This is a genomic window from Paenibacillus nitricinens, from assembly GCF_052056485.1.
In the GTDB taxonomy this organism is placed as follows: Bacteria; Bacillota; Bacilli; order Paenibacillales; family Paenibacillaceae; genus Paenibacillus_AQ; species Paenibacillus_AQ nitricinens.
On sequence record NZ_CP183948.1, the window covers coordinates 2,484,414 to 2,507,734 of the forward strand.

Annotated in this window: 14 protein-coding genes; 8 read left to right on the plus strand and 6 right to left on the minus strand. The window is 45.6% G+C overall.

Annotation, left to right across the window (positions count from 1 at the left end):
- Nucleotides 1–35 precede the first annotated feature (35 nt).
- From ACN6KS_RS10780 to cls, 5 genes are all read left to right on the plus strand, one after another.
- On the plus strand, nt 36–1,181 hold the full coding sequence (locus ACN6KS_RS10780) for a DUF2264 domain-containing protein (protein ID WP_094869385.1): 1,146 nt from the start codon (nt 36–38) through the stop codon (nt 1,179–1,181).
- A gap of 40 nt (nt 1,182–1,221) precedes the next feature.
- Nucleotides 1,222–3,039, plus strand: coding sequence for a hypothetical protein (locus ACN6KS_RS10785; protein ID WP_440961979.1), 1,818 nt, complete (start codon nt 1,222–1,224; stop codon nt 3,037–3,039).
- 45 nt (nt 3,040–3,084) lie between these two features.
- Complete coding sequence (locus ACN6KS_RS10790) at nt 3,085–4,221, plus strand: glycoside hydrolase family 88 protein (protein ID WP_440961980.1); 1,137 nt, start codon at nt 3,085–3,087, stop codon at nt 4,219–4,221.
- Nucleotides 4,222–4,229: 8 nt separating this feature from the next.
- Nucleotides 4,230–6,113, plus strand: a complete 1,884-nt coding sequence (locus ACN6KS_RS10795; RefSeq protein WP_440961981.1) for a DUF2264 domain-containing protein — start codon at nt 4,230–4,232, stop codon at nt 6,111–6,113.
- Between the two features lie 274 nt (nt 6,114–6,387).
- A complete protein-coding gene (cls, locus tag ACN6KS_RS10800) occupies nt 6,388–7,842 on the plus strand; it encodes a cardiolipin synthase (protein ID WP_341134433.1) in 1,455 nt (484 codons plus the stop codon).
- A gap of 92 nt (nt 7,843–7,934) precedes the next feature.
- On the opposite strand, the gene ACN6KS_RS10805 is transcribed toward cls, so the two are convergent.
- Nucleotides 7,935–8,723, minus strand: a complete 789-nt coding sequence (locus ACN6KS_RS10805) for a YheC/YheD family protein (protein ID WP_341134434.1) — start codon at nt 8,721–8,723, stop codon at nt 7,935–7,937.
- Nucleotides 8,724–8,887: 164 nt separating this feature from the next.
- Here ACN6KS_RS10805 and sbnA point away from each other — a divergent pair, with 164 nt between their 5' ends.
- Entirely contained in the window at nt 8,888–11,101 is a 2,214-nt protein-coding gene (gene sbnA, locus ACN6KS_RS10810; protein ID WP_440961982.1) for a 2,3-diaminopropionate biosynthesis protein SbnA, read from the plus strand.
- 31 nt (nt 11,102–11,132) lie between these two features.
- Nucleotides 11,133–12,098 carry a 2,3-diaminopropionate biosynthesis protein SbnB gene (locus ACN6KS_RS10815; protein WP_440961983.1) on the plus strand — a complete coding sequence of 322 codons (966 nt, stop codon included), beginning with the start codon at nt 11,133–11,135 and terminating at the stop codon, nt 12,096–12,098.
- A gap of 144 nt (nt 12,099–12,242) precedes the next feature.
- Here ACN6KS_RS10815 and ACN6KS_RS10820 read toward each other — a convergent pair whose 3' ends face one another.
- Complete coding sequence (locus ACN6KS_RS10820; RefSeq protein WP_440961984.1) at nt 12,243–13,985, minus strand: SGNH/GDSL hydrolase family protein; 1,743 nt, start codon at nt 13,983–13,985, stop codon at nt 12,243–12,245.
- A 238-nt stretch (nt 13,986–14,223) separates the two neighbouring features.
- Here ACN6KS_RS10820 and ACN6KS_RS10825 point away from each other — a divergent pair, with 238 nt between their 5' ends.
- The gene (locus ACN6KS_RS10825; RefSeq protein WP_440961985.1) at nt 14,224–17,079 is read left to right on the plus strand and encodes a glycosyl hydrolase 115 family protein; all 2,856 of its coding nucleotides are present in this window, start codon (nt 14,224–14,226) and stop codon (nt 17,077–17,079) included.
- Between the two features lie 55 nt (nt 17,080–17,134).
- Here ACN6KS_RS10825 and ACN6KS_RS10830 read toward each other — a convergent pair whose 3' ends face one another.
- The 4 genes from ACN6KS_RS10830 to ACN6KS_RS10845 all read right to left on the minus strand — a co-directional run bounded on the left by ACN6KS_RS10830 (nt 17,135) and on the right by ACN6KS_RS10845 (nt 23,164).
- Nucleotides 17,135–17,914, minus strand: a complete 780-nt coding sequence (locus tag ACN6KS_RS10830; RefSeq protein ID WP_440961986.1) for an AraC family transcriptional regulator — start codon at nt 17,912–17,914, stop codon at nt 17,135–17,137.
- Between the two features lie 94 nt (nt 17,915–18,008).
- Entirely contained in the window at nt 18,009–18,629 is a 621-nt protein-coding gene (locus tag ACN6KS_RS10835; protein WP_094869373.1) for a TetR/AcrR family transcriptional regulator, read from the minus strand.
- Nucleotides 18,630–18,673: 44 nt separating this feature from the next.
- Entirely contained in the window at nt 18,674–19,864 is a 1,191-nt protein-coding gene (locus ACN6KS_RS10840) for a pectin acetylesterase-family hydrolase (protein ID WP_440961987.1), read from the minus strand.
- A gap of 168 nt (nt 19,865–20,032) precedes the next feature.
- A complete protein-coding gene (locus ACN6KS_RS10845) occupies nt 20,033–23,164 on the minus strand; it encodes an alpha-mannosidase (protein ID WP_440961988.1) in 3,132 nt (1,043 codons plus the stop codon).
- Nucleotides 23,165–23,321 lie beyond the last annotated feature (157 nt).

Below are 23,321 nucleotides of genomic sequence, written 5' to 3' on the forward strand. Positions count from 1 at the left end.
GCTGAATAGACGCAACTGGAAGGGCGGTATTGTGTATGAATGGTACGAAACAGCGTAAATATTGGCTGGACACGATGCTAAAGATCGGGGACCCAGTGCTTGACGCTTTGTCGCAGAGAAAATTAAAGGAACGGCTACCTACGGAGTTTAACAGTGACAGGAGTTCATTTGCGCACTTGGAAGCATTCTCTAGGTTATCCTGTGGAATGGCTCCCTGGCTAGAGCTTAAAGGGCTGGAGGGTGAAGAAGAAGTGCTCAGGGCTCGTTATGTCATATTGATGCTGGAATGCATCGATGCTGCTGTTGATCCATCATCGCCTGACTATATGGATTTTAAGTCCGAAGGCCAACCGTTGGTCGATGCGGCATTCCTCGCTCATGCTTTGGTGCGTGCACCGAAGCGGCTTGCAGGGCAGCTGAATGAGCGGGTGAAAGGTAATTTAATAACAGCTTTGAAGCAAACGCGCCGGACAGCGCCTAGCGGCAGCAACTGGCTGTTATTTAGCGCAATGGTCGAAGCAGCTTTATATATCCTCGGCGATTCAGAATATGACCGGATGCGCGTGGGATATGCGATCCATATGTTTATGGATTGGTACAAAGGGGATGGCATATACGGGGACGGTAAGGATTTCCACTGGGATTATTACAATAGCTTTGTCATTCAGCCGATGCTTGTGGATGTGGTTACACTCTTTGAACGGGAATCGGAGCAATATTCAGAATTGAAGCTCTTGATTGTAGAGCGGGCACAACGATACGCAACGGTTCTGGAACGAATGATTGCGCCAGACGGTACGTATCCGTTCATCGGGCGTTCCATCGTTTACCGTTTTGGTGCATTTCAACTGCTATCCCAAGCGGCGCTGCAGCATTTTCTGGAGGATGCGCTATTCCCCTCACAGGTACGCTGCGCCTTGACTGCTGTAATTACACGGACTATGGGGTTTACGGGGACATTGGATGAGGCCGGATGGCTACGTCCAGGGGTATACGGCTACCAGCCGGAGCTTGCTGAGAGCTACATCAATACGGGAAGTCTTTATTTATGCGCTTCGGTATTCCTTCCACTGGGGCTACTGCCTGCAGATCCTTTCTGGGCAGGGACAGAATTGAAATGGACCGCACAAAGAATTGCAGCCGGTGAGGATGTTATGAGAGATCATGCCTTGAGTAGATAGAGGTGGATCTGATCTAACTGGGCAAAGGGAGGAAGAAAGCATGAACAGACAGGAGCTTTTCGAAATTGTCCAAGTGCTGAAGCCGGCAAATCTGAGCTTGTATTATCCGAATGGAGCTTCGGATGCTTTTTGGCAACAGGCAGCCTCTTCAGAGACGTTAAAGGAAGATATCAGCGAAATCCGTGCAGAGGCTCTAAGAATAGACGGGCAGCCTATAGCGGAGCTGACGGATACGCTATTTTCAATTTTTGCGCGCACGGGTTCGAGGTTGGAGTATGAACGGGTATATTTTGAACGGAGAAGAAGGCTGAACACATATGTGTTTATGAGCTTGCTTGAGCCGGATGATCTCAGACTTCTGGAGAATCTGGAAAACATCCTGTGGTCTATATGCGAAGAGTACACATGGTGCCTGCCAGCCCATCTTCCTTTAGATCATCATTCAGTGAATATCAATCAGTTTATTGATCTGTTCTCCTCAGAGACCGCTTTTACCCTTAGTGAAGTTTTACTTCTACTGGGAGAACGACTTCCGCTGCTTCTTCAATCCCGAATCAGACATGAAGTAGAGCAGAGAATACTTCGACCTTTTATAGTACATGGTCCTTATGAATGGGAGACCGCACGTCATAACTGGGCAGCAGTGTGCGCAGGGTCGATCGGGGCAGCCGCCTTATTGATGTTGGATGATCCTGCTGCGCTGACGAATATCCTGCTGAAGACAGAGCGCAGCATGAGCTACTATCTGGAAGGCTTCGGGGAAGATGGGGCCTGCCTTGAAGGTCTGAGTTACTGGAACTACGGATTTGGCTATTTCACGTATTACAGCGATCTTCTCCGGGGTAGAAGTGAGGGAAGAGTAGACTGGTTTGCAACGGACAAAGTGCGGAGCATTGCTCAATTCCAGCAGAAATGTTTTCTTGGGAGCAGCTTTGTCGCTAATTTCTCTGACTCTGAGCCTCAAATTCACATTCATATGGGACTGTCTCATTATTTAGCTGATATCTATCCAGATGTCGAATGTCCACCTTCTGAGCTGCGTGCTCCTTTCACAGAGGATCACTGTAGTCGCTGGGCCCCGGCCTTTCGAAATCTGATTTGGAGAAAGACCAGTGATCTGGAAGAGAACCAGGATTGGAAAGCGGCCAGCTATTATCTTCCTGATGCGGCATGGCTCGTTTCACGATATATATCCGGAGGAAGCTCGTTCGGCTTCGCGGCGAAGGGAGGGCATAACGCTGAACCTCATAATCATAATGATCTGGGACAGTTCATTCTGTTAGGTGGAGGCGAAATCTATGCAGCTGATCTCGGCAGTGGAGAGTATACGGCTGAATATTTTGGAGCTGGCCGTTATCAATATGATTGCAATGGCTCGCAGGGACATTCGGTTCCTATCATCGGCGGCCAGTATCAACAGGCTGGCAGGAAGCATAGTGCTACAGTTCTGTATGCGTCGGCTGCGGTGGAAAAGGATGAACTGAAGCTGGAGCTGTCTCAGGCATACGAAGTGGAAGAGCTTCAATCCCTGATCCGCTCTATGGTTTGGTATAAGGAGCAGCATCCTCGTTTGGAGTTAGTTGACGAGTACCAGTATAACGGTAAGTCAGTGAGCTGGACAGAGCGGTTCGTAACCTGGCGTCGTCCGAAGATCCTTCGTTCTGGTGTCGTGCTGCTGCCCGGAACTGGAGTAGGCGGAGTGGAAGTGACTTATGATGTCCAGATCGTAGAGCCAGAGATTATCACACGTGAGTACCGCGATCATTTTGGCAGGGATACGGTCTGGCATACGCTCGACTTTCATGCTCTTCAGCCCGGTTCTGAAGGGAAATTAGCATTCACCTTTCAATTTATATAAATGATGAAAGAAATAGAGAACTATTCGAAGAAGGCGGTGTTTGAAATGAATATAGCGGAAAAACAAACTTGGCTGGATGAAGCATGGAACAAGGCACTTGAAAAGACAAGAAGTAACAGTCGGAAAATCGGCGCAGAATTTCCACATGCCAGTCAAGGTGGTAAATACTTGCTTGAAGCGCCGAACTGGTGGACAGCAGGGTTCTGGCCGGGAATGCTCTGGCAGTTTTATTCTGAGAGTGGAGACGAAAGTCTTAAAATGATCGCGGAGCGCTGCGAAGAGAGACTCGACGAGGTACTGGACGGCTACGTTAAGCTGGACCACGATTTAGGCTTCATGTGGATTCTTACCAGTGTGGCGAATTACAAATTGACGGGTAGCGAGGAATCACGAATTCGAGCATTAAAGGCAGCCAACTACCTGGCAGCCCGCTTCAATCTGAAAGGGCATTATATTCGGGCTTGGAATCCATGGAGTGTAGGGGAGGACAATAGTGGAGTTGCTATAATCGACTGCTGCATGAACACCAGCCTGTTGTTCTGGGCTTCCGAGACAACGGGTGATCCCCGCTATCGTCATATCGCAGAGGCGCATATGGATACTGTGCTGGAGCATTTTATCCGACCGGACGGCTCCGTGTACCACATCGTCAAATTCAACCCGGAGACGGGTGAAGTGGTGGAGAAGCTTGGTGGGCAAGGCTTTGCGCCCGAATCGGCTTGGTCACGCGGCACGGCTTGGGCTATTTACGGCCTAGCGCTTGCCTATCATCATACGGGAAAGCAAAGCTACTTGGATGGAGCCAAGCAGGTAGCGCATTTCTTCTTGACCCGACTGCCGGAGGATCACGTTCCACATTGGGATTTCCGTGCTCCCGTTGAAGTAGGCGAGCTGCGTGATAGCTCCGCCGGTTCCTGCGCGGCAAGTGGTTTGCTGCTGCTTGCCGACCAGGTGGATGATTCGGAGTCTCATGTGTACCGGAACGGGGCTATAAGAATAGTGGAATCTCTCTACAAAAATTATGGCAGTTGGGACAATGCGGACGAGGAAGGGTTGCTGCTTCATGGTACAAGTAACTACCCTGAGGACCGGAATATAGATGTTCCGCTTATCTATGGTGATTTTTTCTATGTCGAAGCATTAGCCCGGATTAAATCCGCAGGGCCGTTCTTTTGGGAGTAGGGGTGATTATGATGAACAATGAGAAATCACTTTCTCGGATCGGCGGTAACCCGCTGAAGACCCGTGAGGATCTGGTGATCGCCCTTGAGCAGCTTACGGATCCGCTTCGGCCGCACTACAGCAGAGGCAGCGCACGACTTGAAATCGGTAGAACCGGGGCGAGCTATTCGGCAGCAACTGCTGAAATGGAAGGTTTCTCACGGGTGTTATGGGGGTTGGTACCCCTGCTCATTGGTGGTGGAGACAGCGAACTCTGGGACATCGTGCTGGATGGTATTCGGCATGGCACCGATCCTTCTCATGAAGAATATTGGGGAGAGGTAAAGGATTACGACCAGCGTTTGGTCGAAATGGCGGTCTTCGGCTTCGCATTGGCAGCCATTCCGGAACGGATTTGGTTGCCGCTTGCTCCGAAGGAGCAGGATCAATTATACCGCTGGCTGAATCAAATAAATGCCCATCCTTGCTATGACTGTAATTGGCTGTTCTTCAACGTTCTAGTCAATGTCGGATTCCGTAAAATCGGCCGTTCCTACGACGCAGAGCAACTGGAAAACAATTTGAAGCGCATGGATGATTTCTATCTGGGTGAGGGCTGGTACAGCGACGGAATTAACGGCCACAGTGATTATTACGTACCTTTTGCTATTCATTACTATGCGCTGCTGTATGCAAAGCTGATGGAGCAGGAAGACTCCGAACGTTCCCGTATGTTCAAAGATCGGGCTCGATTGTTTGCTGCTGAATTCATCGGCTGGTTCGCACCCGACGGCTCTGCGCTTCCATATGGGCGCAGTTTGGCTTACCGTTTTGCCCAATCGGCATTCTGGAGCGCCTTGGCTTATGCAGACGTTGAAGGATTTCCCGCTGGTGTGGTAAAAGGTCTGGTGCTGCGAAATCTGCGTTGGTGGTTCAGTCAGCCGATTGTTGACGCTTATGGCGTACTGACCATCGGATATACTTACCCGAATCTGGTCATGGCGGAGAATTACAATGCCCCCGGATCTCCGTATTGGGCGTTAAAGACATTCCTGCCGCTGGCTCTAGGGGCGGATCATCCGTTCTGGAAGGAAGAGGAACTGCCGCTGCCGGCCATTCCGGCGGTCATGGTTCAGAAGCCTGCACATCTTGTCATCGTCCGCGAGCCCGCTTCCGGTCATGTGGCAGCCTTCAACAGCGGACATTTATACACGAATGAACATACCCATACCTCGGCCAAATACGAGAAATTCGTGTATTCAACAGGCTTCGGCTTCAGCGTGCCTCGCTCCGAATGGGGGCTCTCCCAAGGAGCGTTCGACTCTATGCTTGCGCTGAGTGAGCGCGGAGACAACTTATACCGGGTACGACGCCAGAATATAGAGTCAGAGATTATAGACAACGTCCTTCGTTCCGTCTGGAGGCCGTGGGCCAATGTCGAGGTTCAGACTTGGGTTGTCGCCGGACTTCCTTGGCATATTCGGATTCATCGAGTCGAAACTGGACGGTCGCTGGATACCGCAGAGGGTGGATTCGCACTTGGGCAAGAGAATGAAATGTTTTCGAAGATCGATGTGGCTGGTGCGATGGCCTCCACTGCTTGGGGAACCAGTGGAATCAAGGATTTGCTAGGCTGCCGGAAGGGTGAGCTGGTTTGGCCGAATGCCAATACGAATCTCCTTCGCCCTCGGACGGTCCTGCCGATGCTGACGACCACCCTTCTGCCGGGCATTCATTGGCTCGCGTCGGCTATATTTGGTTCACCTTCAGAGGAGGCTTTGGATATTCAGGCTGATCAAGCTGATGACGTCTTCAAGCATTCACCTGAGCAAGATTTGAAAGTTAAGCTCAGCGATGGAGCGTTAACCATTGTCACTCTTTCTGGGAGAGAAATTGTCCTTAATTTACAATAAATTGTTTAAATATTTCTCACATTAATTAAAAAGTCACAACAGCTCTGATGCAGAACTACTGCATTAGGGCTGTTGTTTTTATGTGAATTTTTATGATTTTATCTTTTAATTTTTGAGTTTTTTATCAAATGTTTTCTTAGATGGACAATTATGCTATAGTACTCTATCTAGTCATTTACAGAAGTATTGATTTATCAGACGATGGATAAACTGTCTTTTGGCAAAACTAGAAATACCGGCATCTATAGAAAGATAAGAAAGGCAGGAACTCCTAATGGACAACAGCAGTCTGGTCACGTGGATACTTTCTTTTGTTATGATTATAAATATATTGCTTTCTGCAGGTTTTTTATTTTTCGAGAGGAGAGATATTGGTTATACGTGGGCGTGGCTTATGGTTTTTTATTTCATTCCCATTTTGGGCTTTATTGTTTATCTGTTTCTTGGCCGTAATTTAGCAAAAAAGAATTTCTTTGGCCTTTCAGTGGAAGAAAGGAATTATCTGCAATCAACTGTAGACCATCAATTGGCTACATTAAAGGATCAACGCAAGGATCAGAGCTCTTTGTTAACGAAGTATGCTGATTTAATTCATATGAACCTTGTTTCATCGAATGCGCTAATGACAACAGATAACGAGATAGCTATTTTTAACGATGGTAAACAAAAGTTTGATTCTTTATTTAATGATATTAGAAATGCCAAAAAAGAGGTCAACATTCAATATTACATCATCCAGCCTGACGATTTAGGAACAAAATTAAGAGATGAATTAACTAAAAAAGCCAAAGAAGGCGTAAAAGTGAGGGTTCTCTATGACGAAATCGGCTCCAAGAGACTTTCTCTTAAGTTCTTTAGAGAACTACTTTCTGCGGGTGGAGAAGTAGAGGTGTTTTTTCCATCACTGCTTAGACCGATAAATTTTCGAATGAATAATCGAAATCATAGAAAACTATGTATCATCGATGGAGAAATTGCTTATATTGGTGGATTTAATGTGGGAAATGAGTATTTAGGGATAGTTAAAAAGTTTGGCTATTGGCGGGATACGCATTTTAGAATGAAGGGAAATTCTGTTAATCAAATTCAAGGCAGATTTATTCTGGATTGGAAGCATGCCCGGAAACAGCATCAGGTAAGCTTCGATCAATTTTCCTTTACCACTGAAGGAAGTGTCGGATCAAGTCCTGTTCAAATTGTGTCTAGTGGTCCCAACTCGCTAGTTGAACATCTTAAAAACATGTATATTAAGCTTATTTTGAATGCCAAACGGAGTGTATATATTCAGACGCCATATTTCATTCCGGATAGCAGTTTTATGGATGCATGTAAAATTGCACTCCTATCCGGTGTGGATGTACGGATTATGATTCCAAATAAGCCTGACCACCCTTTTGTTTACTGGGCAACTTGGGCGTATGCAGGTGAATTATTGAATTATGGGGCAAAAATTCTTTTATATGAAAATGGTTTTTTGCATGCTAAGACGATTGTAGTTGATGAAGAAGTAGCATCTGTTGGGACAATGAATATTGATTCCCGGAGCTTTAGACTAAATTTCGAAGTTAATGCGATTGTATATGATGAGCAAGTGGCTAAACAGCTTCAAGAATTGTTTGTTGAAGATAGCCAGTTAAGTACAGAACTTACCCCTGAACGTTATAAAGAAAGATCCTTAATGATCAAATTTAAAGAGGGCGTTTCTCGTCTATTCTCATCTATCTTATAAACTCCCGAAACATACCTCTGTACAAAAAGGCGAATTGTAGTTTTGAGGATTCACAGTTCGCCGCGGCCCATGGATTCTCTAATCTCTATGCTTCACACGACACCCTGTTTTGATTTCATGCACTTAAGATTGTATGTGCGACCGTATACTTTTGCATATCTGACAATTCGGTCAATCATACGGGTGTCTTTCAGCTTAGTAAACGGGCATGGATCAGGAGCGGTATTCACTTCCAAGATCCATGGCTTGAGACGTTGATCTAAGGCAATATCTACACCGATTTCCTGAAGGCCAGGATAGACAGTGCTAAGCTGTCTGGCGGATTTCACTCCAATTTGCTTCAGGGATCGGATCAATATTGTACAATTCTCTGCGCTTGTGTAGGCTTTCAATAATTCCTCAACCGGATAAATCGTTCCTCCTTGACTCCCGTTTGTAACTACTTTGCGAGGATGCGCCACGCGTCCTGCAACCCCTGTTGCTTCCCACCCACCCTTAGAATTTCGTTGCACCATTACCCGGATATCGAAGGGGCGGCCATTGTACACCAACAGCCTGATCCCCTTTTGAACTAAATAGGACTTCCCTTGGGCTTCTCGTAAGATGGCTCTATATGCCGTGTCATAATTAGAATATTTGTGTACGTGGGTACCGGACTGGTAGCTGTATAGTGCACGAGTGAGTTCAACCCGTATTACGCCCTGTCCTAATGATCCGCAGCAAGGCTTAATATACACCATCTTATATTTGTGTAGCATTTCATAGAGAGTGTTCTTATCCATTTTTCTTGTAAGCGGGACATGTTTATTTAACGCTTGATTTCTAACCAGCACCCTTGTCTTCGTCAGCTTATTGGATATTCGACTGATCTGATTCATCATTCTGCCCCTCCGTCTTAAAAGATCCATAGGCTATATTACGGAAATGCCTTAGCTTTTGATTGGGCAACTACCAAATCGTAGAACACACTGAAAGAATTCGACATATGATTATGGTAGGTATTTATCTATGGGCTGCAGCATGCGGTCAACAGGAGGCGGCCATCATGCTGCTCGACAAAGACAAATTGCAGGATAAGTTGCTTGAAGTAATTGAGTTGTTTCCCTGGTATAAGGAGCTGATCAGCGGCGAAAGAACGAATTATAGCTTAGAGACGCTTCCGCTTATGACGTCGACAACGCTAGAAACCTATTATTATAATCAACCCATTGATCCTTCTTTGACCGTATATAGGACGTCGGGTACAAGCACTGGCCGTCGAAAAGCCATTCTTTACTCTAAGGAAGACGATAAGCACTATATAGATATTAAAACGAAGCTGTACGGTGATCTTATTGCGGGAAGTGGATGCGTTAGCGCTTTGGCGGACATGGGCACTGGGCATGCGGCGAACACTGCGTTGTCCATTTTTGAGCGGTTAGGATTGCAACATTGTTCAATTGCCTTTGAATTGCCAATCGAGCAGCATATTAAACAACTTCAAACCTTCAAGCCTGACCTGCTTTACACTATGCCTTCCATCCTTGATCATATCGTTCATGCTACTAAAGATCCGCAGGCTTTTGGAATCCGTAAGATTATTTTGGTTGGGGAGATCGCCTCATTAGGGTGGCAGCGGAATATGGCCCGTCTGTTCGGTCTTGAACCGCGCGACATCATTGATACGTATGGCTCTATTGAAATAGGCACGATTGCTTATTATTCACATGATCTTGGCAGGTATATTTTTGCTGATGGGATTTTTGCAGAAGCGATCGGGGCGCAGGAGATTGGCGAAGAACTAAGTCCGCTTAGTAATGATGAAAGTGTTCTTGTTCTTACCTCCATGGTTCGCACAATGCTGCCAGCGATTCGTTTCGTTACCTATGACGTTGTAAGGGACTTTAGGTCTGTGATGGTAGATGGTGTGGAGAAACAGAGCTTTAGTTCCATCGTCAAACGGGTGGGTCGGGAGCTGAAGCATGGGGAGAAAATCAGCCTGTACGATATCGAACAGGTCGTATACCGACATATCGAAGATGCGATCATTCGGGTCAAAGTGAGGAAGAACGCGCTGAGCGTTTATATCAAAAGTAAATCTGCGGATAACACCATTGTCCCGAAGATCAAAGAGGAAATTAGGGAATGCATTCCGGAAATCGGCATGATGATTCGAAACCATCTGCTGGATGATATTGAGGTCATTATAGTAGGGAAAGACGAGCCGATGGACAGCGGAAAGGTTAAGAACAAAAAGCTATATTACCAGAAAGATAAAGATCGCGCAGAGATGGACGTCACTGACGGTATTTTGTCGACGATCGGAAATACACCCTTAATCAAGCTGAAGAGCTTGTTCTATAAAAGTGAGTTTGACGTCTATGCAAAAATGGAGCTGATGAACCCGGGAGGAAGCGCCAAAGATCGTCCCGCCCTGCGGATGATCCAAGAGGCGTGGAAGGAAGGAACAATAGGTCCGGGAACCACGATCATTGAATCGAGCTCTGGAAATATGGCGATCAGCCTGGCCATGATTTGTAAGTATTTGGGGATGCGTTTTATCAGCGTTATTGATCCTAGAACCACGGAAACGAATCTACAAATTCTGAAGGCGTTGGATGCCAAAATCGACTATGTCACTGATCCCGATCCCGTAACAGGGGAGTTTCTTCCTGCTAGATTGAAACGTGTGCAGCAGTTATTGGCGGAAATACCAGGCAGCTACTGGCCGAATCAGTATGCGAACGCAAATAATTATTTAGCCCACTACCATACGACAATGAAAGAAATCGTGACTGATCTTGAACAACTGGATTATTTATTTTGCAGCGTTAGTACATGCGGAACCATACGGGGTCTTGCGGAATACGCAAGGGATAGCGGACTTCGGACCAAGATCGTGGCTGTCGATGCAGAGGGAAGCGCGATTTTTGGAGGGAATAAGAGTACACGGCGCTTTCCGGGACTAGGTGCCGGCATCGTGCCACCTTTCTGCAGAACAGATCTAATCGACCATATCGTGCATGTCTCGGATTCAGATATCGTAAAAGGTTGCCGGATGTTGGCGCAGAACGAATCCATCTTGGCTGGCGCATCGTCCGGGGGAGTCATTGCCGCCGTTAAGCAAATGGAGCCAGAATTGACTCCGGGAGCTGTCTGCGCAGTCATTCTGCATGATAAGGGAGAGCGTTACCTCGATACCGTATATTCTGACTCATGGATTCTGAACCAATTCGGTCAGGAGCTTTTGGCTGAATGTGGCGATTGCCCAGAGATGTAAGAAAGGATATGTTTCATAAGGAGGTCACGGTATGCTGTACTTAAATGATCGAGATATACGGGCAGTAGGTGTTGATTGGCCTATTCTTGTGGAGTCGATAGAAACTGCTGTGGGTATCATCGATTCAGGTGATTATGTGCAGCCGATAAAGCCTTACCTAAGGTATAAGAGTCCACAAAACCGGATTATTGCAATGCCCGCTTACGTAGGGGGAGAGGTGAACGCAGCAGGGATAAAGTGGATTTCCAGTTTCCCGGATAATATTCAGGCTGATCTTCCTCGTGCGCATAGCATCATTGTTTTGAATGAACCAAGTACAGGCCAGCCTGCAGCCGTCTTGAACTCTCCGCTTCCCAGTATCATTAGGACGGCTTCCATCAGCGGACTGATGATTCGTTCCTTTTTGCTGGCGCGTTCAGTGGAGCGGATTCATCTAGGCATTATCGGCTGGGGACCGGTTGGGCAGTATCATTGTCAAATGGTTACGGCTCTGTATGGGGACCAAGTCGAGCGTATCCGGATTTTCGATATCAAGGGAGTAGACTTATCAGGAATCTCATCTCTCTTTAGAGATAGGATGGAAGTGGCTAAGACGTGGGCGGACGTTTATCAGCATTCGAATATCTTTATTACTTGTACTGTATCCGAACATCGGTATATCGATCTGTATCCTGAAAAAGGTAGTCTTCTGTTAAATGTTTCACTGCGTGATTATAAGCCGGAGGCGTTAGCTTCGTTAAAAGCCATTATCGTCGACGATTGGGATGAAGTGTGCCGTGAGAATACGGATATTGAGCAGCTTCATTTGGAGCAGGGGCTCACTCGTGCTGACACCCAGATGATTACCGATGTCGTCTTACGCCACAGCCTAGCTGAATTGGGCGAAGATGAACCGATCTTCTTTTGCCCGATGGGGATGGCCGTCTTTGATATCGCTACAGCGGTGTATTACGTAAACAAGGCGAGGGAAAAAGGGATAGGGACCGAGCTGGAGTAAGGAGAGCAAGAATGAGAGCAATTCTGTCCATATAACAGCGATAACCCGCATATTGAGCGGGTTTTTCATTATGTTATGCACTAGTATATTGGTTTCATATGGATATGTTTGCAACATGGAATGCAGTCTATTGTGATTGGTTGATTAAAGCGTATAACCGAAGCCTAGAATAGTAAAGCACTTATCCTGATCTTCGGGCACCATTTTTATTTCTATCTGATGCTCACTGCTAGCTTCGTTTTGATATAGAATTACCGGATTGCAATGTGTCCAGTTGTTCACGTGAGGATCAGCAGTAACTGCAAGGCTGCCGTCTACGAAGATATCCGCCTTGCCGAATTCGTTGCTGCCGGAATCCTTGTATACGAGGATGAGATTTTTACTTGTTATTGTCAGCTTGAAGCTTTCTTCTCCAGACGCTCTTGAATGCATCCAATTATGAGGGAATTCCGGAGTACCTTGAGAGTCAGCATCCATTTCTACCCGCTGCAAATCGGTATCGATCCCCGAAAATCCGCCTGCTTCGATCTTACCTGCGTCAATATAGTTTTTTCTATCCAGCAGGAGGGTTCCGGAAAAATCATTCCCGATGACCGGGTGTTGATCCAATAAGATGTCATCTTCATTCATTAGTGATTTATGGGTTTCGGTGAATAAATAAGCGAGACAATCAGCCATTACCCGGTGACCCTCATTTGTCGGATGATAGATATCATAGAAAAATTGCCGTTTAGAGATGATGTTGCCTTCAGCTTTACTCAGGCGGAACTGCTCGGATACGGCATCCTTTACACTAACCATAGGAAGATTATAATGGCGGCCAATGGGGGAGAGTCGATCCTGCAGGTTCCAGTCATTCATAAACACACTGAACAGAAGGATTACGGCAGGCTGATGATCGGCGGAAAGTATTTTTAAGCATAAGCTTTCAAAACAATTGCCCTTCGTTTCATCCCCTTCGTCGTTTACCGCAAATTCCACTACCACGATATCTGGTGTTACGAAACCGTCTCTAAGAATATCTCTTTCATAACGGATGACGCCAAGCTCGGAGGGTGTTCCGCCTACCCCAGTCTTCACAAAGTGGATGTTCTCGCCACCATTTGTGCCGAATAAGTCTTTAAATCTTAAATACGACTGATAGGCATAACATTCCGTGTGTATCGGCTTAGCACCGGCTCCTTGAGTAATGGAACCTCCAATATAAGCGATCGTGACTTCCTCGCCCTTTATAGCCTTATTTATGGCAGCTTTTAATCTTTTATTATTGCCAGCGTGCAGCAAGGATTGTGTAATGATCTTTTGGTACTCATTCGATTCAAAAGCAACTGGTGGTTCAAGGATTAGCTCTGGAACAGAATAACCGTCATGCAAATAAAAAATAACACTCGCAATCGCCAGTTCGCCTGCGTGATTAAATTCAAAAGCAAATTTTCCGAGCACATCATCCTCTTCAGAACCCGGACAATCTGCTAACCTCAAAATAACCTCTGAACCATCGGCGGGGCAGGGTACACGTAAATAACTGCCGGTTTCATATTTACTAGTTTTGCCCCAGTGCTGCAATAAAAAAGTGACTGGATCTTCCTGCGCGTTAGTCCTTCTCACGGATACTCCGATACTATGGACCAATTTGCGAAATCCAGTGCTGCTCCCCAGAAGCTCCAGAATCGCCTCGTCTGTAACACCGCCTATAAATTTGGTCTTGTCGATCAGATAGTTACCTTCCAGATAAACTTCCTGTGACGGTTTGCCTTCGGCTCTTGCTGTTGCTTCAATTGCTGTTTCGTACAGCACAAAAAAGCCGTTTCTACGATCAGCCGGGTCCTTTGGAGCCTTCGGACCTTCAATCTGTTCGCCTGCAATAAATTCGTTATTCTTTTCCATATGGATCATCCTCGCTTTGTAAGGTTCTCTTATTATGGATGCGCTTGCAAATGAAATGATTCTGCTACAGGGGATTACCTGTTAACAGTAACACCAAATATCTAGATTGTTCAACCGTTAAACAAAGTTTCATTTAATAATTACAAAAACTTGCTAGTTTACACATGGAAGTTGAAATCGCTTACTTATATAATGTGCCTAGCCATACGAAAATAGGATGCTTAAGGGGAGAATAATCATGCCTACGCAGGAATTAAACCTTGTGAAGCAGGGCAAAGCTGCTAAGATTTACGTGGATTCCAAAGGGAAGGATTATGCCGGTTTGCGCCGCGTGGCTCAGTCTTTTGCAGCAGATGTTAAACAGGTAACAGAGGTTGAACCTGAAATACATACACAATTGAAGACATTGGATGGAACCGTTGTAATCGCTGGATCGATCGGCAGTAATGAGCTTATTGATCGTTTAATTGCAGAGGGGACAGTGGATGTGTCTGCCATCCAAGGGAAAAGGGAATGTTATAGGATTCAGGTAGTTGAAGAACCGACAGCAGGAGTGGACAAGGCGCTCGTCATTGTGGGAAGCGATAAACGCGGGACGATGTACGGGATTTATTCTATCTCTGAAAAAATTGGTGTTAGTCCGTGGAAATATTGGGCAGATGTTATACCAGAGAAAAAAGCAGATTTGACCTTACCTGATAGCCAGCTACATATGATTTCCAAAGAACCTTCGGTTAAATACAGAGGGATTTTTTTGAATGACGACTGGCCGTCCTTGGGCTCTTGGGTAACTCAAAGATTTGGTGATTTTAATGAAGATTTCTATGACAAGGTGTTTGAACTAATTCTTCGATTAAAGGGGAATTATTTATGGCCAGCGATGTGGAGTGCCGAATTCAGCCTTAACGGTAAAAGCAATCCAATCGCCAACGCCCAGCATGCACAGGAATACGGCATTATAATGGGAACCTCCCATCATGAACCTTTATTTCGGGCAGGCAGTGAATGGCAGAAGGTATACAACCAATATGGAACAAGTAACTTATGGGATTTTGCCCGAAACAAACAAGCTATTACGGATTTCTGGGAAGATGGAATCAAACGGAATCAGGACTTTGACAATTTAATCACACTAGGGATGCGGGGAGAAAGTGATTCTGCGCTGGAGGGCTCCGACCAGGAGAATACTGACCTGCTGAAGGATATCATCCTTACGCAAAAAGAATTATTAAAGAAATATAATCTTGAGCACTCGCCCCAAATTCTAGCCGTATACAAGGAAGTGGAGAAGTATTGGTATGGCACTGCTGAGGTTGAAGGCTTGAAGGACTGGGAAGTCCTGAATGAGGTTACGATCCTGCTGGCAGATGATAACTTTGGCAATCTCCGCAAAATCCCAACGGAACACGAACGCGATCGAAGTGCAGGGTGGGGGATGTACTATCATTTTGACTATCATGGGGGTCCACATTCCTATGAATGGTTAAACACGATTCCGCTGGAGAAGGTTTGGGAGCAAATGTGTATGGCATTCGACTATGGCATCCGTGATGTATGGATTGTGAACGTCGGGGATTTGAAGCCTATGGAATTGCCTATTTCCTACTTTATGGAATTGGCCTATGATTTTGAAGCTTGGGGTACCGGAGCGATTAACCGGACTGAGGAATATACCAAACGATGGGTAGAACAGCAGTTCGGATATGCACTGGAACATGAGACATGCTTGGGCATCGCGCAATTGCTGAGTAAGTATACCCGAATGAACGGCCGCCGCAAGCCGGAGATTATTTATCCGTCAACCTTCAGTCCTATCCATTACAATGAGGCACAGAGAGTGCTGAAGCAGGCGATTAAGATGGAGAATGCCGCTGACCAACACCATGCTCTTATTCCTGAATCATTAAAAGATGCGTACTACCAGCTTGTATATTTCCCTGCTGCTGCCTCAGCCAATGTGCTCAAAATGCAAATATATGCTCGGCTTAACGAGCTATATACTGGACGAGGCAGTATATTAGCCAATACCTACGCTACCCTGACTCATGAAGCCATCGATAGGGATAAACACCTGGAGCAGGTTTATAATAGCGGAATTACAGAAGGAAAATGGCAAGGAATGATGAGTTCCCCTCATGTCGGGTATGTTCACTGGAATGCAGAGGGGTGGAAATATCCAGAGGTGAGCACGTTGATTCCCGCTAAAGGCTCTATATTGATTGTTGATGTTGAAGGTACGGAGCAAGCGTATGTTTCGGGTACGGCAAAGCTTCCTGTATTTACAAATCTGCAAAAAGAAAATTATTGCATTACAATCAGCAACGGTGGAGAAGCGGGTTTTGAATATCAGGCAAAAAGCAGTGTAGCTTGGATCAAGCTTGAGAAAACATCGGGGTGGATCAAGGCTGGGGAGAGCTTACAGGTTTCTGTAGATTGGGAGAAGGTTCGCGAGACATCGGCGGGTGAAATTACGATCTGTGGTGCCGGGGGCACCGTTAAGGTGAATGTAGCTGTGGACTGGACTGACATTCAGGATGTGCCAGCGATGACCTTTATCGAGGCGCATAATAGAGTGGCCATTGAAGCGGAGCATACCTCAAGCCGTGTTGCACAATCAGGGGTGGAATGGAAGACCATTGCTAATTATGGGCGTTCTTTATCCTCGGTTAAAATGTTTCCGGATGCTGTATCGTTTGAACAACCGGAGTGTGCACCTTATCTGGAATATCAGGTTTTAGTACAGCAGGCTGCAGATTACAGCTTAACCGCGTATATTGCTCCAACGAACAACCTGTCACAGTCCAGCGGATTAAAATATGCGATAGGCTTCGATGCGCAGACGCCAGTGATTACGGATGCTCTACCTACGGATTTTGCGGGTGGCAATCATGATAATGAACCGTGGTGCCGCGGGGTTATGAATAATATCCATACCGTGACCACCATTCATGCTTTAACGAAGGGTATCCATACCCTCCGCTTTTACGGATTGGATGCGGGCCTGGTCCTGCAAAAGCTTGTGTTGTCCGCTGCGGAGCTTCCGTATTCCTATTTGGGTCCAGAGGAGAGCTTCTATAGTAGGGGGACGCACTAATTCATAGTTAGAGCTAATTGAAGGGCTGAATCCACGAATGGTTCAGGGTCCTCCGTTATTTCAAGGCAGATGACGGAGGATAACCCTTGATATTTTTGAAAACATTACTGAAGTAGGCGACATCTTGATAACCACAGTGCTCTGCTACTTCGGACACATTGAAGCCACCTGCGGACAGAATCATCTCGGCATTGTTCACCCGTACTTTATTTATGAATTCCTTATAGGTGGAACCGGTGTTTTGCTTGAACAGCTTGCCAAGATATACAGAATTTAAGGCAACCAAATCAGCTAGTTCCTTGATCGTAACTTCCTCCGAATAATGATCCATAATATAGGTCATTACTTTTTGGATTCTCAGATCGATTAGAGGTGTCTCTTGATGGTGGGTTATGCTTAACAGGCGATACACGATCAGTTGAAAAATGGCTCTGGCCTTCATTTTATAAAAAGCCTGTTTGCCCATCCATACATGCGAGAAATCTTTGATGTCTGCTAGGATCTCTTTAGTTCTCAAGTTTTTGGTTACGGTCTCAAAAGGGAGCTGCACATGATTGTCCGCCCCCTCCCAGAAGAAATTAAACGCAAAAGAACGCATGGGTGCCTCCTTAAAGGTCTGCGCTTCCCGAATACTTCCGGAAGGTGCATAGAGCATATCACCAGCTTCAACCGTAAATTTCTCCCCATTAATAAAATAGTTCGATTTCCCTTCCACAATGAAGGTAAGGTCATGGAAATCTATTTTGCTCCTCGTTATCTCCCAATCCGGGAAGGATCTGCGGTCGACGAACAAAAAAACATTCGGAACTAGATTCTCATATTTGCCAATGTCCATTTCAGCCATTGCTCCTTCCATATAACTAGAGCTGCACCAATACCGATTGGTATATTATACCGAAATGAAACCTATAACGAAAAGACTCTTTTAATCATTGGGAATGCCGTACGCCATGCATAATGAAATCCTTGAATTGTCGGTCCGTTGCCCGGTCTTCCTCCGTAACCATACCGCCCCGCTGATGCGTAATAATAACGGCTTTTTGTAAATACATGAAATACAGGTGGGTAGACTTCTGCAGAATGTTCAGCCACTTATTTTTTTCCTCTGGAGCCACTGTTATTGTGTCAAGCAGTATAAGTCGCGAATACCAGCCTTCCATAGCCTTCTTAAAGTCAGGCAGTTCTGCAGGATTCTTAGAAAGCGTGCTGTAGTAAACTCCAAAAATGGCATCATAGTAAATCAGTGACTCCTGATGATCTCTTAGCGCCAAATATTTATCCAGAATGTTCTCTAGTGATTGTACCGGCTGTTCAAAATCAAAATCAAACAGCAGCTGGCCAAACATCCGCTCCAGGTTAAGGACATAGATTTGAGCGGCTAATTCTTCTTTGTCCTTATAATGATGATACAAAGTGCGCCGGGAGACCCCGGCTTGTTCTGCAATTTGAGCCATATCCGTACGTTCAATACCTTGAGCACAGAACAAGCTGAGCGCTGTATCCTTAATGATCTCCCTCGTCATTTGCATCTGCTTTTCACGCAAATTCATTAATTTTCTCTCCTGCCTTGTGCGAATATTTCGCTAATTCTGTGCTATTTCTGAGCTGGCTTCGACGTCATGAGGAACTTGCTGCCCACGGAATAGGGTTTCTGATGGTTGACCGCATCACCTAGCCATTTCAGAAGCTTCACACCATCTTGTTCAGCCTGAAAGAAGGTCTCTCTGGTTGCGAAAGTGTGCGGGGTTGTACCCGTCTTTACATTTAACCCATAGTCGGTCAGATAGTAATAATAATTAGGTAAAGTGGCAGCCAAAGAAGATACCGATTGCCGCATTTCCTGTGACCATTCATTAATAATGCGTTGATCTCTGGGCCCCTTGTAATCGTTGATGTTATTCTGAAAGTGGATCAGAATCTCGTCAAATACCGAGTAGGATTGCAATATTACCGCATTCGCAGGCAGTAGATGACCGTTCGCTTTAAATGCTGCCCCGATGATATCCGCTTCAGGGGTATACCCAAAGTTCTTAACGAAGTCTGCCTGCCATTCCTTATTCACAACATTTGGCCACTTGTCTGATTTCAGGAAGGAACTGTCTGAATATTGGAAGATCTCGGAGTCTTTGTAATGAGAGGCGATCTCCGGAGCCCAGAAGGCGGACCCGAATCCACCAGCACTTTCACCTGCAATTAGCAGTTTTCCGGGCTTTTCCACGTTGGCATATATCCAATCAAGGCTGCTTCGCACATTATTGCTGCCGTTATAACGCATTGTAAAGGTGCTGCCATCCTCTCTTTTATATTCAACCGTACGGTTACCGATATGGAAATCACCCGTCGAATAGGGAAGGTAGACCACATTCCATCCATGAAAAGGATTGCCAGGGTTATCCGTATCCATCATGCCTCTCAGCAATGTCAGCATATAGAAGGGGATATTGGGGAAATAGTTGCCCGTATCTCCACCTTTAATGAAGTTCATGAGCTTGATTGGGTGCGCAGCGCTTTGGGCATCCCAGCTGGCCCCTCCACCGGAAAAGAAGATGATCCAGTTATTAGTCTCACCCTTTTTATTCCACATAAAATACTCTGATCCATCACTTGAAATGACATTTCCGTCCAGCTTGACTTTATTCCACTCATAAGGCTTCACTTCCGTGATTACGGGGGTGGCGGTGGCCGGTCTCTTGATCACAAAAGCGCTAATCGCAAGAATAGCAATCAAAGCAAGGCTCAATAATCCAATGCATGTGAATATCGTAATTTTCCCCATTCTTCTCATATACATCTCTCCCTTAAATGGAGTATACGCTACGTTAACTCATTGCGCAATGTGTATACTTAAATTCAAAATAAACAATCATAATCGAAAAACGGGGTGTCCTCGCAGCCTTTTATAAATGGCTACAGGGACACCCTGATGTTGTATGTTACTTCATTTAATTAGATTCTACACTTCGATTTCAAATGTTCTAATCTCGTAAGGATCAAGTACAAAGGTAATGACAGGTTCAGTGTGAACCTCACCTTCAGGACGTTCCATTAAATTACACTCTTGCCATGAAATAATGTTCAAGTCGCTCATCATATCAATCTGCTGGCGGCTTCCGGAATAGTCGTGAACACGTACGACTAATTTTTGGCCATCTTCAGATTTCTTAAGGGCAGATACCATAACTGTATTCGTAGAAAGACGAATCATGGACTTTGTTTCCACTTCAGCTTGCCCCATGGTGCTCCGCAGTGGATTGTTGATAGACCAGGCTTGACGGACGGTATCACCTTGTAGCCAATCCCCAGTATGAGGCAGGATAGAGTAGGTGAATGAATGTTCGCCTTGATCTGCATCAGGGTCAGGGTGTGTTGCCGATTTGATTAGGGATAAACGCATCACATTATCCTTGATATCGTAGCCATATTTGCAGTCGTTCAGCAAGCTGACGCCATAACCACGATCTGATAAATCTGCCCACTGATGACCCACAGTCTCGAATCTAGCGTAATCCCAGCTAGTGTTCCAATGTGTTGGCCGCTTAACATTACCGAACTGGATATCATAAGTGGCTTCGGTAGCTCGTATCGCAACAGGGAAGGCTACTTTCATTAGCTGTTTTTTCTCATGCCAGTCTACGTTCGTCACGAAGTCGATACGACGATGCCCAGCGTGTAAGATCATTTGCTGTTTAATCGTGGAATCCATATAGCTCCATGTGAATTGCACAATACAACGCAATGAACCATTTTCTATGACTTCAATGCTAGTGCAGTCGATCACTTCGCGCATTTTTTGCTGATAATAGATGTCAATGTCCCAAGCTTCGTGTGCTAATGGTTTATCCTCAAACACTTGGAACACATTACCGTGACTTCCATTAGCTAATACTTGACGCTGTTCGTGTTTATCATAGATGGATGACAATTGACCTTGCTCGTTCCACACTATTTCAAGATGAGGCGTTGAAATTCCTGATTCACTTAGCTTGAATGGAGTGCTTAGTGGCTCAGAATTCACATCTGTCACGAAGGAGATGGTGGTGTATCCGAGAGAAGGAATGTCGGACACTTCAATGATCCAACGGTCACCTTCACGTTGAGCTTGAAGTTGTTTACCTTCTGAATTTACCCAATGTCCTGCTTCCATCCCAGTCTCTACTGCGATTTCTACAAGCTCAGTGACTTCCCAAGAAGCATTGTTCCAGATGGTATATTTACCGGCTTCACTTCCGTTCACTAGTGCCTTTGTAGATTGTTCCCATACAGATTGACCAATGGCTTCGGCTTGAGCATATTCAATCGTACTGTCTTCATACACTTCACGGATCGAAGAGCCAGGGATAATATCATGGAATTGGTTACGCAAAATAATTCTCCAGCCCTCGTCTAAGTCGGTCTGACGATAGTTCGACCAATCTTCAGACACCACACTTTGCAGTGCGTTTAGCCATTCCGCCTCGCGGTATAGCAGTTCAAGCTTGCGGTTCATCCGCTTATTGTAGGCTTGGCTAGTGTACGTGCCGCGGTGATATTCTAAGTAAAGCTCACCATCCCATACATGGACATAACGATCTGTATTAGCAACGGTTTCTTGCAGATTACGGAAGTAATCTCCTGCTGTTCCTGTTTCAATCTTCGGTAGTCCTGGGAGATCGCTCAGTCTACGGCGCATCTCTAGCATTTCACGGTTAACCCCGCCGCCGCCATCACCATATCCGTAAGAAAGTAATAAATTGCGATTCACTTCTTTGTCCCGGTACGTATCCCAAATCCCTTTTACAGTCTTAGGAATGATGCGGCCATTATAGGTGTAGAACCAAGAATCTTCTTCAGACCAAGGCTCAGGTGTTGTAATGAAGTGTGTTAATACTTCAGTGCCGTCAATACCACGCCATTGGAAGGTATCATGTGGCATGCGGTTGTATTGATTCCAGCTAATTTTAGTGGTCATAAACGTATTAATTCCTGATTTTTTTAGAATTTGTGGCAAGGACCAGCTGTAGCCAAATACGTCCGGCAGCCATAAATAATCACATTCAACACCAAATTCATTTCGCAAGAAGCGAGTACCATATAGCAATTGACGGACAAGAGACTCACCTGAGGTTAAGTTACAATCCGCCTCTAGCCACATGCCACCGCCAGCTTCCCAGCGTCCTTCAGCTACACGTTCACGAATCTTCTCGTAGATTTCTGGATAATCGTTTTTGATGTATTCATAGAGCTGAGGTTGAGTCTGTAAAAAAGTATAGTCAGGGAACATTTCCATCAGTCGGAGTACGGTCGAGAAGGAACGCGCACATTTCTCACGGGTATGCTTCAATTGCCATAACCAAGCTACATCAATATGGGAATGACCAATACAGGTAACAGTAACTGGCGAAGACTTTTCCATTTTATTAATTTCATCACGCAAATAATTACGAGCTTCCTCGATCGAAGCGTAGAAGACCTCTGAACCTGGACGAGACCAGTCAATCAGAAGAAACGAGCGGTCTACTGTGCTTAGCAGCTGTGTATATTCTGGTGTTTTTGAATCGAGTACGTTCAGCGTCTCAACTACAGCAAGTGCAGTAAAGTAGAAATCATCCGTTGCATCGTCCAGCCAACAAATTTCTGCCATACGAATGCCATGGGTTTGATCTTTTTTAGGACCGCCACCTTCAAGTCCCGACCATAAACGGAAGGTAAGTGGAAGCTTCGTACCTACCGTTTCATCCGGCAAGAACACTTCTGTATGATTGGAATCTACGCCTTGATAGGGTTTACCATTGTAAAAGAATAAAGATTCAAAGCCGGAGTTGTTTCCGGCACCCGTCTCGCCAAAATCAAATCGACCCAGTACCCTGCGTCCTGCCCAAGAGGCGGGTACGTCTATCTGTGTCGTTAGCCATAAATACAAATCGCGGCCTTTCCAGGTATCGCCAACCTGTAGCTTAGACCATTCTCCATCCACGGGTGGTTCCGCTGCAATTTCACCTTGTTCGTCAATCATAGAATTGAAAAAAGGAATGTGTATTCGATCCCGGTAACGATATTCGGAAATCTCGTTTAGTTGGGAGTTGAGTTTACGTTTGGTTAGAAACATGAGTAATAGCCCTCCATTATCTTGATGGGGGACGAGGATTATAAGACTTATAGGGTAATTACAGGTTTGTTTGGGGGGTAGAAACCAACTATAGACGATTTTAAGCGAGATGTAAACTCATGATAAAGAAAAAGTATGCGGGGAAGAAAGATTTACA

Excerpts from the sequence above, each read along its gene's own strand:
- ACN6KS_RS10820 (WP_440961984.1), bottom strand. The coding sequence starts at position 13,985 with ATGGAAAAGAATAACGAATTTATTGCAGGCGAACAGATTGAAGGTCCG.
- ACN6KS_RS10830 (WP_440961986.1), bottom strand. The coding sequence starts at position 17,914 with ATGGACATTGGCAAATATGAGAATCTAGTTCCGAATGTTTTTTTGTTC.
- sbnA (WP_440961982.1), top strand. The coding sequence starts at position 8,888 with ATGCTGCTCGACAAAGACAAATTGCAGGATAAGTTGCTTGAAGTAATT.
- ACN6KS_RS10790 (WP_440961980.1), top strand. The coding sequence starts at position 3,085 with ATGAATATAGCGGAAAAACAAACTTGGCTGGATGAAGCATGGAACAAG.
- ACN6KS_RS10795 (WP_440961981.1), top strand. The coding sequence starts at position 4,230 with ATGATGAACAATGAGAAATCACTTTCTCGGATCGGCGGTAACCCGCTG.
- ACN6KS_RS10815 (WP_440961983.1), top strand. The coding sequence starts at position 11,133 with ATGCTGTACTTAAATGATCGAGATATACGGGCAGTAGGTGTTGATTGG.
- ACN6KS_RS10825 (WP_440961985.1), top strand. The coding sequence starts at position 14,224 with ATGCCTACGCAGGAATTAAACCTTGTGAAGCAGGGCAAAGCTGCTAAG.
- cls (WP_341134433.1), top strand. The coding sequence starts at position 6,388 with ATGGACAACAGCAGTCTGGTCACGTGGATACTTTCTTTTGTTATGATT.
- ACN6KS_RS10845 (WP_440961988.1), bottom strand. The coding sequence starts at position 23,164 with ATGTTTCTAACCAAACGTAAACTCAACTCCCAACTAAACGAGATTTCC.
- ACN6KS_RS10785 (WP_440961979.1), top strand. The coding sequence starts at position 1,222 with ATGAACAGACAGGAGCTTTTCGAAATTGTCCAAGTGCTGAAGCCGGCA.
- ACN6KS_RS10840 (WP_440961987.1), bottom strand. The coding sequence starts at position 19,864 with ATGAGAAGAATGGGGAAAATTACGATATTCACATGCATTGGATTATTG.
- ACN6KS_RS10780 (WP_094869385.1), top strand. The coding sequence starts at position 36 with ATGAATGGTACGAAACAGCGTAAATATTGGCTGGACACGATGCTAAAG.
- ACN6KS_RS10835 (WP_094869373.1), bottom strand. The coding sequence starts at position 18,629 with ATGAATTTGCGTGAAAAGCAGATGCAAATGACGAGGGAGATCATTAAG.
- ACN6KS_RS10805 (WP_341134434.1), bottom strand. The coding sequence starts at position 8,723 with ATGATGAATCAGATCAGTCGAATATCCAATAAGCTGACGAAGACAAGG.